The sequence below is a fragment of the Flavobacterium kochi genome (genome assembly GCF_048286715.1).
In the GTDB taxonomy this organism is placed as follows: Bacteria; Bacteroidota; Bacteroidia; order Flavobacteriales; family Flavobacteriaceae; genus Flavobacterium.
In genome coordinates this window covers 101,272-114,085 of the sequence record NZ_JBLVPW010000004.1, presented here as the reverse complement: position 1 = coordinate 114,085, position 12,814 = coordinate 101,272, and the positions used below count along the sequence as shown (strand labels likewise).

Annotated in this window: 7 protein-coding genes; 3 read left to right on the top strand and 4 right to left on the bottom strand. The window is 35.4% G+C overall.

Going from position 1 to position 12,814, the window contains the following annotated elements; genetic code table 11:
* Positions 1-39: 39 nt before the first annotated feature.
* The 4 genes from ACNQGH_RS05240 to ACNQGH_RS05225 all read right to left on the bottom strand — a co-directional run bounded on the left by ACNQGH_RS05240 (position 40) and on the right by ACNQGH_RS05225 (position 5,765).
* Complete coding sequence (locus ACNQGH_RS05240) at positions 40-1,647, bottom strand: glycoside hydrolase family 43 protein (protein ID WP_417954935.1); 1,608 nt, start codon at positions 1,645-1,647, stop codon at positions 40-42.
* A 147-nt stretch (positions 1,648-1,794) separates the two neighbouring features.
* A complete protein-coding gene (locus ACNQGH_RS05235) occupies positions 1,795-1,956 on the bottom strand; it encodes a hypothetical protein (RefSeq protein WP_417954934.1) in 162 nt (53 codons plus the stop codon).
* A 146-nt stretch (positions 1,957-2,102) separates the two neighbouring features.
* Positions 2,103-4,619: a glycoside hydrolase family 95 protein gene (locus ACNQGH_RS05230; RefSeq protein WP_417954933.1), complete on the bottom strand. Its 2,517-nt coding sequence runs from the start codon at positions 4,617-4,619 to the stop codon at positions 2,103-2,105.
* A gap of 120 nt (positions 4,620-4,739) precedes the next feature.
* Positions 4,740-5,765, bottom strand: coding sequence for a LacI family DNA-binding transcriptional regulator (locus ACNQGH_RS05225; RefSeq protein WP_417954932.1), 1,026 nt, complete (start codon positions 5,763-5,765; stop codon positions 4,740-4,742).
* 359 nt (positions 5,766-6,124) lie between these two features.
* Here ACNQGH_RS05225 and kduI point away from each other — a divergent pair, with 359 nt between their 5' ends.
* The 3 genes from kduI (at position 6,125) to ACNQGH_RS05210 (ending at position 12,591) form a co-directional block, all read left to right on the top strand.
* Positions 6,125-6,967 (top strand): 5-dehydro-4-deoxy-D-glucuronate isomerase, encoded by an 843-nt coding sequence (kduI, locus tag ACNQGH_RS05220; RefSeq protein WP_417954931.1) that lies wholly within the window; start codon positions 6,125-6,127, stop codon positions 6,965-6,967.
* Positions 6,968-6,985: 18 nt separating this feature from the next.
* On the top strand, positions 6,986-7,780 hold the full coding sequence (locus ACNQGH_RS05215) for a gluconate 5-dehydrogenase (RefSeq protein ID WP_417954930.1): 795 nt from the start codon (positions 6,986-6,988) through the stop codon (positions 7,778-7,780).
* A gap of 728 nt (positions 7,781-8,508) precedes the next feature.
* Positions 8,509-12,591: a two-component regulator propeller domain-containing protein gene (locus ACNQGH_RS05210; protein WP_417954929.1), complete on the top strand. Its 4,083-nt coding sequence runs from the start codon at positions 8,509-8,511 to the stop codon at positions 12,589-12,591.
* Positions 12,592-12,814: the final 223 nt, after the last annotated feature.

The following is a 12,814-nucleotide window of genomic DNA, read 5'->3' as shown; positions in this document are numbered from 1 at the left end:
ATTAACTATCGTTTTTGTCGGTATTATGTAATCGGATTATTATTTAGAATAATCGTATCGGAACCAGTCAATATCAAGAACTCCTTTTTCATTGTTGGTGTTAAAGTTGAAAATACCGATTCGGTCGCCTCTGTAACTTCCCCAAGTTAATTGAGAATTACCGCCAAAGGAAACATAGGATTTGCTATCGGTGCTTATAAAATAACGGTTTATGCCGTTGAAGTCCCATGTGGATTTGAACCAGATGTATTTTCCGGTGATTTTAATTCCTTTAGTGTCTTTCCCGTTGTAGTCATACACCAAATACCGCTCTCCATTTTCCTGTTTTATCCCGAAAGTGCTATAGCTTTCGGTAGAGAAATGAGTTAATCCAGCGTACTGACCGTTGGCCATATTACTAATATCCATTTTTACAGTTACTACATTGTCTTTTGTACGCATACTACGTTGTGTAATGGTATTTCCTGCTCTGAGGATAATCTTTTTATTGTCTTCAGGTCTTATCGGCTTAAAGGCATAAAGACGAAGAAAGCCTTTGCGATCTGTCAAAGACCACTTGTTTGCCCGAGGTTGATAATTCCATTCCCATTGCACGTTTAAAGCAGATGATTTAAATTCATCACTGGTTTGAATTGCCAGTTTACTTTTCTTTTTTATTGGTTTTGGGGCAGACCAAACCATGTTGCCTATTTTGTCGTTGCCAACTTCACCTATAATAGGCCATCCATCAATCCAATTTACGGGTAATAGGCTGACCACCCGTCCTTCCCAGCTACCAGTACCATGATGGGTTAAGAAACTCCATTTCCCAGATGCAGTCTCTAATAATCCGCCTTGGTTGGGTTCCTTATCTTTTTTTGCATCAACATGATTCAGTTGTTTTATTTCCCATGGCCCTTGTAAACTTTTTGAACGCTCCATCATTATCACCCGACCTTCATCAGTGACATGACTAAAATAATGATAATAAATCCCGTTGATTTTATACAACTTGTTGGCCTCACTCCCGTGTGATTGGTGAATAATCGTGTCGGACTCCATAATCAGGCTTTTCCCGTCAGGGGTCATTTTGAACAAATGAATGTTGTACTTCTTATTGGTTTTCGGATCAAGGGCAAAATTAGTAGCGAGGAAATACAATTGACCATCGTCGTCATAAAACGAACAACAGTCGTCCCAACCAGAAACTTTCCATACTTGATAAATCGGTTCCCAGGGACCAGCAGGATTGGTGGCTGAACTCATAAAGAATCCGTCGTCTGGCGTACCGAAATACACCCAGAATTTATTTTTATAATACCGTATTGAACCTGCCCAGATGCCTTTTCCATAGCAATTCATTCTGTCCCAGTTTAGTTCTGGGTTTATGCGGGTAATGTCATCTACTACGTGACCGATAATTTCCCAGTTCACAAGATCTATAGAATGTAGTACCACCATACCTGGTGAGTATTGCATGGTTGAGGAAATGGCATAATAGTCGTTACCCACGCGTATAGCGTCAAGATCACTGTAGTCAGCCGGAATGATTGGGTTTGCATAGACTCCGTTCTGCTGGTCACCCCATTTATCCGATATTTGGGCTTGTGAAATAAAAGAGTTTGTTTGCAGGCAAATAAGCAGCAATATAATTCTAAATTTGAGCATACTGTAAAATTAAAAGTTATATGTTTTTAATTTTGATAATTTGGAATCTGAATTGATTCACCTATAGCTTTTTGCCATTGATGGTAACAGATTTCTTCTTTTTTTTTCGAAAAATAAGGAAACAGTTGCACGCTCTTGCTCCTGAAATTACATGATTCGATTATCACTGTCGAAATCATCAATTGTAAAAAAATTAGAAAGTGCATGAATCAACGGTTTTCCATTTCTACGTAAATAGCTACCCTCGGAAATAAACAATCTTTTTATGTTTTTGGATTGCTGTTGTCCGCATCTTTGTGAAATGTTCAAGCCATAAAGTCTTTTTTATCAAAAGACTTTTCAGATTTTTGTGTTAACGACACCTGATACAGTAGAGTAGCTACAGCAATTTTATTTTTGATAAAACGACTGGGTAAAAATTTGGAAATTTGGTCTGTTTGCAAAATAGATCTATTTTATGATTTGACTAACTGATAGCTTTTGCCTTTAATTGTTTTAAATGAAATTTGGAAACCATCTGCAGTTTTGTCAGAAACACTATTTGAATTCAATATTTTTATTGGCACGTTGGTACGAATGATACATTGGGCACCGTTCAATGATTTAATTGAACCACTGTTGAGTTGCTGGTTGTTCCAATCCATATTTATTTCAAATCCGCCTCTTGCAATAAGTCCTTTTATACTGCCTTCACTCCATGCCTTTGGTAAGGCAGGCAGTAATTGAATATAATCAGATTGACTTTGAAGAAGCATTTCAGCCATACCTGCCGTACCGGCAAAATTTCCGTCAATTTGAAACGGAGGGTGTGCGTCAAAAAAGTTAGGATAAGTACCTCCGGCACGTGAATTGCCACTAGAGGCCTCTACGTAATTTAACAGTTGTCTTATTAATGAGTACGCGTGATCGCCATCCAGTAATCGTGCCCACCAGTTAATTTTCCAACCCTTGCTCCATCCTGTTCCTTCATCTCCACGAACTTCAAGCGTTTTTCGTGCTGCCGTAAAAAAATCCGCTTGTAAAGGAGTTATTTCTCTTCCTGGATATAAGCCAAATAGGTGTGAAGCATGACGGTGATGAATATCAGTTTCTTCAAAATCCTTATACCATTCCATCAGCGTTCCATTTTTTCCAATCTGTAAAGGATAAAGCTTGCTCCGTTTTGCAATTAGGATATCACGAAAAGCTTTATCAGTGCCCAGAGTTTCTGATGCTTCAATCAAATTATTGAATAAATCCCGGATGATTGACATATCCATGGTTGTAGCAACTGAAACCGACTGTTCATTTCCGGCCTTGTCTTTAAATTTATTTTCAGGAGAGGTAGAAGGGGCAGTTACTAAATATCCATTTTTGTCCTCAACTAACCAGTCTAGAGAAAATAGCGCCGCCTCTTTCATAACTGGATAGGCTTTTTCGGCCAGAAATTTTTTATCGCCGGTAAAACGGTAATGTTCATAGAGATGCTGCGTGAGCCAGTTTCCACCCATCCACCAGTTAGCCCATACGGGATCGCCGGCACCTTTATCGCCTACCGGATTACTTAGTGCCCAAAGGTCTGAATTATGGTGCGCTACCCAGCCCCCTGCATTATAAAATTCACGTGCGGTAACTTTTCCATTTTTAGCTAGGTTTTGTATCCAATCCAATAGTGGCTGATGCATTTCTGAAAGGTTGGTGACTTCTGCCGGCCAATAATTCATTTGGGTATTAATGTTAATGGTGTAATTAGAACTCCAGGGCGCACGAAGCTCTTTGTTCCAGATGCCCTGCAGATTTGCTGGTGGTCCACCTGGACGGGAGGAGGAAATCATCAAGTACCTTCCGTACTGAAAATATAACGTTTCGATTCCAGGATCGTAAGCACCATTAGAATAGGATTTTAAGCGTTCGTTAGAGGGTAATGTAGTATTGGCATTATTATTCGTTGTATCTTTTACTACAAACGAAACCCGGTCAAAATATTTTTTATAATCAGCGATATGCCTATTGTATAATTGAGAATAATTTTTTTTAACTGCTTTACTGATTAGATCCGATGTGATCTTGTTTTCATCTTTACCTTCTTTATCCGGACATTTATCATATCCATTAAAACTGGTAGCTGCTGCGATATAAAGTAATACTTCACTCGCATTTTTGATGTGGATATCAGAATTAGTAATTGTTATTATTCCATCTTTGCTAAGTGCTTTAATGCGGTATTGATAGCGCATCCCGTTGCATCCGGTGGGGTCTTCATAAACGATTGCCTCTTTTCCTTTTGGATTATAATACGATGGATTTACATTTGCGGGAGCTTTGCCGCTAATAATGAGCTCATTGTTTCCTTTTGTTGAAAGACCGTATCGCAATACGCTTTTTGCAGAAATATCCAGCGTAAGTGCTCCTTTTTTACTTGCAAAAATTCGCACCATTATAATATTATCGGGTGCAGATGTAAATATTTCTCGGGTATATTGTACTCCGTTAATTGTAAATCGGGTGGTAGCAACGGCATTTTGGATATTTAAATCACGATAGTAAGCGGTAGGGGTAACGTTATTAAAATTTTGTTTAATACTGATATCTCCTAATGGTAAATAGGACTGTGAATACAAGCCCTGCATCTTTTTGGATAGCTCATTGGCCGTTGTATAATCTTCGTTCTTCAACAAGGCTTCCCTTATTTTGGATAAATAAAGTTTGGATTCAGGGTTGACGTTAGTTTGTACCGGGCCTCCACTCCATAGGGTACTTTCATTCAATTGCAACAGCTCTTCCTCGACGCCGCCAAATACCATTGCTCCAATTTTACCATTTCCTACAGGCAATGCTTCAACCCACTTTTCGGAGGGCTTGTTATACCATAATTTTTCTTCTTTAGCATTCGAACTAACGTTATCTTGTGCTTCACAAAAATTAATAAATAGGACTTGTAAAATTATAAATGATAGTATTTGGGGAAAATGGGATTTGCTGGAAAAAATCATAATTTATTTATTATTAAATTAAGATCAAAAGTATATATTAATTAAAAGAATACTATTCTGAACTGTTTGTTAAAATTGAAGTATTTATGTAGCGTTGTTTAATTTTTTATCAAAATAGGATTAGGTTCCTCTTTTTGAAGAATTTCGTTTTATAAGAACAGGTTTTAATATGATGGTCTCGGCTACAGTTGAACCTGATTTGTCATTTATTTGTGTTAGTAATAAATGGGTGGCTATTTTTCCCATTTCAAACCCTGGTTGGTCAATGGTAGTTAATGAAGGTTCTATGACAGAAGAAATAGGTTCGTTGCTAAATCCTACAATTGCAATATCCTCAGGAATTTTAATGCCTTCTCCTTTTAAATATTGTAAGGCGCTAATAGCTGCAGTATCATTGGAAGAAAAAATTCCATCAATAGCTATCGGTTGAGAAAGCAATTTTTTAGCACTTTCAATACCATCTGATTCCATTAGTTTGGAGGGTATAATCAAGTTTTCATCTAAAGTAATATCATGTTTTTCTAAAGCAGATTGGTATCCTTTAAATCGATTTTTGTAAATTTCTAATTCTTGTGGTCCGGAAAGATGCGCTATTTTTTTGCATCCTTGTAAAATAAGATGTTCCGTTGCATCAAATCCCCCTTGAAAATCGTCAATAAGTACATTGCTGTTACCCGGAATATCACAATGCCTATCGAAAAAAACTAAAGGAGTTCCATTTTTTTTGAAAATTTGCAAATAGTCACAATCTGTGGTTTCCATTGAAATGGAAATCAGAACTCCATCAACCCTGTTTTCTGAAAGTGTCCGTGCTATTTTTTGTTCCCTGCTTAATTGTTCCAACGATTGACAAATGATCACATTGTATCCGGCTTCATAGGCCGTTTCTTCAATACCTGCAATGGCTGAAGAAAAGAAATGACGGGATATTCTGGGAACGATGACTCCAATAGTATTGGTCTTATTATTACGCAAATTTGAGGCTAACAGATTTCTTTGATACCCAAGTTCATACGCTTTTGCGTTCACCCTGTCTTTTGTTTTCTGGGTAACTCTGGAGTTGTTGTTCAGGGCTCTTGAAACTGTTGAGCTGTCAATTTTTAATTCTTTGGCAATATCGTGTATAGTTACTTTGCTGTTTTCCATTATATGATGCTATTTCGATGTTTTTTTTCTTAGTTTTAATAGGCGTCTTGCCCTCTAATATAAAATAAACAATTCACTTATTGCAAAATTAGGTGTCTTCTGACAGTATTGCTTCCTGAATAGCCTATTTAAATGTTATAATTCTTCAAAAATATAAATTTTTGCGCCCAATATAGTATCCTATTGGATAAATACAATCCTTGGTTTTGACAAAATAAAGGTGGATCTTTTAACTGATGCAGTACAAAAATACGACAATAAAATACAATCGATTGTATTTTTAAAATAAAATAGTACTTTTGCAGCAGATTCTGTTTTTGTATAAAACAGAGTTTGCTACTAATTAGATAAATATAGTTATGAAAAACACTTTTGAAGTACGATATGCTTCTTCGCCACGCGATTTTAAAATGTATGATACCACAAGATTACGGGAAGAGTTTTTAATTCAAAATTTGATGGAGCCTGATGCAGTAAACTTGGTATATACCCACTATGACAGGTATATAGCAGGAGGAGCTGTACCGGTTGAATCGGCTTTGAAATTAGAAACAATAGATCCGTTAAAAGCGGAATATTTTCTGGAAAGAAGAGAATTGGGAATTATCAATGTTGGTGGAAGCGGTTCCGTTTTGGTTGATGGGACAAAATATGAATTGGCGTACAAAGAAGCGTTGTATGTGGGAAGAGAAAATAGAGAAATAATCTTCCATAGTGATGACGCTGCCAATCCGGCGAAGTTTTATCTGAATTCGGCACCGGCTCATAAAGTATTTCCAACAAAAAAGATAAGTCAAAAAGAGGCTGAAGTTGTAGAATTAGGTTCAATGGAAACTGCAAATGCGAGGACTATTAGAAAGTTAATAGTAAACAGTGTTGTAGAAACCTGCCAGGTTCAAATGGGAATGACTGAGTTGAAACCTGGAAGCGTATGGAATACGATGCCCGCTCACGTACACGACAGAAGGATGGAAGTTTATTTCTATTTTGAAGTACCTGAAGACCAGGCAGTATGTCATTTTATAGGTGAGCCGCAAGAAACAAGACATATTTGGATGGCAAATAATGAAGCGGTAATTTCTCCACCTTGGTCAATTCACTCTGGATCAGCTACGAGTAACTATACTTTTATTTGGGGAATGGCTGGCGAAAACTTAGATTACGGTGATATGGATTTTTGTAAAATAAATGAATTAAAATAAACTTTAAAATAAATAATTATGTCAATAAACTTATTTGATTTAACAGGTAAAACTGCATTAATTACCGGTGGTGTTCATGGTTTAGGAATGTCAATTGCCAAAGGACTTGGCCATGCAGGAGCAAAAATTGTTGTCAACGATCATTCTTCACAAGAAAGTGTTGATGCAGCCATTAAAGAATACCAGTCAGTCGGTATTGAAGCTTATGGCTATTTGTTTGATGTTACGGATGATGCTGCAGTAAAAGCAAGTATTGAAAAAATTGAAAAAGAAGTGGGACCAATAGATATTTTGGTTAATAATGCGGGGATTATTAAACGAACTCCTATTCTTGAAATGGAGACTGTAGATTTTGAGGCCGTTATTCGAGTTGACCTTATAGGGCCTTTTATTGTATCTAAATATGTCGCCAAAGGAATGGTTGAAAGACGCTCTGGAAAAATCATCAATATGTGTTCGATGATGAGTGAATTAGGAAGAGATTCGGTAAGTGCTTATGCTGCCGCAAAAGGAGGACTGAAAATGCTGACACGCAGTATGGCTACAGAATGGGCTAGATTCAATGTTCAAACCAATGGAATCGGACCAGGATATTTTGCAACGAGTCAAACAGCTCCAATTAGAGTTGATGGGCATCCTTTCAATGAATTTATTGTAAGCAGAACTCCTGCGGGGCGTTGGGGAGATCCAGACGATTTGCAAGGAGCCGCTATTTTCTTAAGTTCAAAAGCAAGTGACTTTGTTAATGGTCATGTTGTTTATGTTGATGGTGGTATTTTGGCAACAATAGGAAAACCTTCTAATGAAGTATAGCACCTATTAGGTTTAAAGAATAGTATTTAAATTATTTGTTTTAAATTGATTTATAGTTGGTCTATTAACTATAAATCAATTTAAAACTTTTTCATTAAAAGGAGCTGGGAACTTATGGATTTTCAAAGGGATTTTTAAAAATATTTTCGTGAATAATTTTTTATCGGATGCTGATTTAGCCAAACTTAATGCTGTTTGAAAATTGTGCAATGCCTTTTTATTGTCGTAGTCATTGCAAAGATTACCCAATAGCCAGATTAAGTTTTTCTGCTTCTGGATAATGCATAAGCCCTGTTTAAGACTATAATATAGTAGGACAGTAGCCCATATTATCAAATTATTGTATAATTCCGATAGGTGGACACAATTAAGAGTACTTGGATTTTTTTATCTAAATGATGCAGCTGCTGTAATTTAGGGATAGTTTCGCAACAGCATTCAAAAATTAATAACTAGGAATTACAAAAAAGGAAAATTTATAATTAGAAGTCTTTTATTTCTTTTTTTGTCTCGCCCTAAAATACACCACAATTGCTTTCCTAATTTTTTGACTCTATTGATATATAATTTAAATGCAACTATAAATGCTCATTAAGTAATACTATTCATACACCCGAAATAGGGATGCCATTTTTGTCTCGTTATTTATTCAATTTTAAGTAAATTTAGTCTATAATTGTACTTTCTACACATAATCAAATTAGTTAATCCTTTAAACCTATTTTTTCTTGAAGTATTTTGTTCTGCATCTTGTACTGCTATTAGGTTTTTCCATAACAGGTTTTTCACAAGATTATCCTATTAAATTCCTTGATATCTCTGATGGCTTGTCTAATAATTCAGTAGTGACAATTTATCAGGATAGTGATGGTTTTATGTGGTTTGGTACCTATGATGGATTGAACCGTTATGACGGCTATAATTTTAAAGTGTATCGCAATAGGATTAATGACAAAAACTCGTTGTCATTCAATACGATTTATTATATCGAAGGGGATTCAAAAAAAAATATTTGGGTAGGCGGTGCTAATGGAGCCTGCGTTTTTGATAGAAAAAAAGCTGTTTTTCATCCTGTTGAATATGTCGTATCGAACAACAATAAACCCAAAATATTAAAAGATATCATTCATCAGATACGGTCCCTTTCAAAAGAACGGGTATTAATAGCCTCTCAAAATTTAGGTTTGCTAATTTTTGAAAATGGATCGTTTATTGGAAAAAAAATACCGTTAGAAGGTATAAAAAATGCCAATAGTAAATATGATTATGACGCTACGGGAATTGAAAATGATTTAAAAAATAATTTTTGCTGGGTATATGTCAGAAATGTAGGGATTTGCAAATATAACTTTGATTCAAAAAAATTAAAGGTTGTATCTCCTTTATCAATGGACGTAAAATGCATGAAGCTTTCTTTAAACGGGAATCTTTGGCTGGGAACAGATGAAGGGCTTTATCTGTTTGACCCTAAGTCCAGTTTACTTTCAGAGAATTATTTTTTAAATAAATGTACTGTTACTCATATTCTCATAGATAAGAAAAAGGAGATGTGGCTCACTACAGATGGTTGTGGTATTTATAAAGTGACCGGTGAAAACAAAAAAGCGATTGCATACAACACCACAAAAGGGAATCAACTTGTAAAAAGCAATTCAATATGGAGCTTGTATGAAGATGTTGCAGGAAACAAATGGATTGGTACCTTACGTGGCGGAATCAGTATGATTGGTAATAACCCAAAGTACTTTAAAAACATTAAATACAATACAAAAAATAATGATCCGGCAGAAAACTTTATTCTGTCATTTTGTGAAGATGAAAAGAATAATGTATGGATTGGTACCGATGGTGCAGGCCTAAAGTATTGGGATAGAAAAAATAATAAATATACCACATACAGTAATTCGGCTAATTCAAGCAGTAAAATTACAAGCAATTTTATTACCAGCATCGTACGAGATGATACCAATGAAATTTGGCTGTCAACTTGGGCTGGCGGTGTAAATCGTATTAATCCCGTAAATAATACTATAAGTCATTTTTCGTGTTACAATTCTTTTACCAAACAAACTGAAAAAAATATATGGTTTGTGTATAAGGACTCAAAAGGAACGATATGGGCAGGTGCCACTAATGAAGGTGCCTTATACGTTTTTGATCGAACTAAAAATACTTTTGTCCTCTTTGATAAAACAATCAATAATTTGCAATGTCTTACAGAGACCAGTGATGGTAAACTTTGGGGGGGAAATTACACTTCGTTATTTGCCATAGATAAAGGAAGCAGAAAATATAAGAAGATAGCCATTGGAAACCCTATTCGATGCATTCATGAGGATAAAGACAAAAATCTCTGGCTGGGTACCCAAGAAGGAGGACTATTATTGTTTGACAGAAAGACCGATAAATTTAAAAGATTAACTACAGATGATGGTTTGCCTTCTAATACAATTTTAAGAATGTTAGAAGACAAAGGCGGAAATTTATGGATGAGTACGTATAATGGGATCTGTAGATTTGATAAAAAGAGAAGAACATTTAGAAATTTTTCGGTAAATGATGGATTGCAAAGCAATCAGTTTAGTTTTAATGCCGGTATTAAATTGTCTACAGGCGAATTCCTTTTTGGAGGAATAAACGGATTTAATTCTTTTTTTCCTGAAGATATAAAAGAATTTAATCGGAAGAACAACTTACTGCTTACTGATTTTTACATCAACAATCAGCCTATTGAAGAAAGTAAAAATGAGCTGGTCTCGGAGTGGGCTTCCGATAAAATCAAAGAGGTAAGCCTGCCTTATGATCAAACTACCTTGTCAATAGAATTTGTATCGCTGGATTATAATAATGCCGATAAGATAAATTATGCCTACTACCTAGAAGGCTGGGACGATCGATGGAATTATGTGGGCCAGGCCCGAAAAGCAAATTATGCGAGATTAGCAGAAGGGAAGTATGTCTTTAAAGTTAAGACAACAAACTTTAGGGGAGGATGGAATAAAGAAGAAAGTCTTATTACCGTAATAGTCTCACCTCCTTGGTACAGGACTTGGTGGGCTTACAGCCTGTATTTAATTATGGGAGCCGGAATTATTTTTGCCTACATAAAATACAATAAAAACAAAGAAAAATTAAAATATAAAGTAAAAATTGCAGAATTAGAACGAAAAAAAGAAAAGGAAATCGCGGAGAAACAATCGTCCATGTTTACGTATATCTCTCATGAATTTCGTACTCCATTGTCTCTTATTATAAATCCATTAAAAAAAGCGATTAAAAAAGAGCATATTGGAAATGGTTCTTCGGGTAGTGATTTAGTAATTGCTCATAGAAATGCCAGAAGACTTTTGAGTTTAGTAGATCAGTTATTGCTTTTTCGTAAGGCAGAAAATGATGCGGATGTGCTCAGGATTTCTGCCATAAACGTAAATAATCTTTGCTATGAAGTATATCAATGTTTTGTTAACCAGGCAAAAGATAAGACGATTGACTATACTTTTCAAATACCGGAAAACAATATTGAAATAATAGGGGATTATGAAAAAATAGAAATATCCTTGTTTAATCTGATGTCAAATGCCTTCAAGTATACTCCCATTGGAGGAGCAATTGATCTGATGTTGGCTGAAACGCAAACGAATGTTATTGTAGAAATTTCAGATAATGGAGGGGGCATAGAAAAAACCGATTTGGAAATAATTTTCGAGAAATTCAAACAAATTAATTCTAAAGTATCTATTGGTGTTGGTACTGGTTTTGGAATTGGACTTTTTATTGTTAAGTATTTTGTAGAGAAACATAAAGGCACAGTAAGCTGCAGCAGCGAAATTGGTAAAGGCAGTGTATTTAAATTAAATTTTTTAAAAGGTCAGGATCATTTTGAAGATTTGCCAATCAGTACTATCACTCCAAAAATGAGTCCGTTGGTGGAAGAACTTATGGGGAATGACACAGAAGAAAGTGGTGAACTTACCACTAACGCAGCTGCTGATAAAGAGTTACATAAAGTAATGCTTACCGATCAGCGTACCCTTTTAATTATTGATGACAATACCGATATAAGAAATTATTTGATAAAACTGTTTTCGGGAACGTATATAATATATAGTGCTGATAATGGTGAGGAGGGTTTAAAACTGACTAAAAAATGCATGCCTGATTTGGTACTAAGTGACATTACCATGGAAGGTATGGATGGCCTTGAGTTATGCAGAAAAATAAAAGAAAATAGTAGTTTATCCCATATTCCCGTAATACTGTTAACCGCATCAAAAAATCCAGAAACGCATCTTCAGGGTATCAGTGATGGAGCGGATGATTATATTACAAAGCCATTTGACGATGACATCCTCGTTGCCCGTGTAGAATCACTATTGAGAAGTCGCAGTAATTTACGTAAATACTTCCTCGATAGTATCACTCTTAAAGAGAATACTCAGAAAGTCCCGGCGGAATATCAGGAGATTTTAAAAAAATGCATTGCCATTATTGAGGCAAATATTCATAAACGTGATTTTACCATTAAAAATTTTGCCGCCGAAATGGGAATGAGTCATAGAACTCTTTATACTAAAATTAAAATCATTTCTGGACAAACCTTAAATGCATTCATCCGTTCGGTACGAATAAGAAGAGCCGCAATGTTAATGTTAACCGAGAACATCAATATTGCCCAGGCAAGTGCTGAGGTAGGTTTTGAGGATCCAAAATACTTTAGACAGCAATTTGTAAAGCTCTTTGCTATGACTCCTTCAGAGTACATAAAAAAGTATAAAAGCTCATTTAACGCTGATATGAATATCATTAAATAATTTTTCTTAGCAGTAGCTTTATTTTTCCTTTAATCGGTACCATCCGATGAACTGTGCAACGTAAAAAACAACTGGGTTTTAAAATCCAGTTGTTTTTTTGTGCCGTTTTTTATAGAATATCTTTTAATTTTTATTTTACTGGAGGTGTGTTTTTAGCTTTTAGGGCGGTAAAATGATTATCTCCTTAATTTTTAATGATACGAATACTAAAGATGTGCTGATT

Excerpts from the sequence above, each read along its gene's own strand:
- ACNQGH_RS05225 (WP_417954932.1), bottom strand. The coding sequence starts at position 5,765 with ATGGAAAACAGCAAAGTAACTATACACGATATTGCCAAAGAATTAAAA.
- ACNQGH_RS05230 (WP_417954933.1), bottom strand. The coding sequence starts at position 4,619 with ATGATTTTTTCCAGCAAATCCCATTTTCCCCAAATACTATCATTTATA.
- ACNQGH_RS05215 (WP_417954930.1), top strand. The coding sequence starts at position 6,986 with ATGTCAATAAACTTATTTGATTTAACAGGTAAAACTGCATTAATTACC.
- ACNQGH_RS05240 (WP_417954935.1), bottom strand. The coding sequence starts at position 1,647 with ATGCTCAAATTTAGAATTATATTGCTGCTTATTTGCCTGCAAACAAAC.
- kduI (WP_417954931.1), top strand. The coding sequence starts at position 6,125 with ATGAAAAACACTTTTGAAGTACGATATGCTTCTTCGCCACGCGATTTT.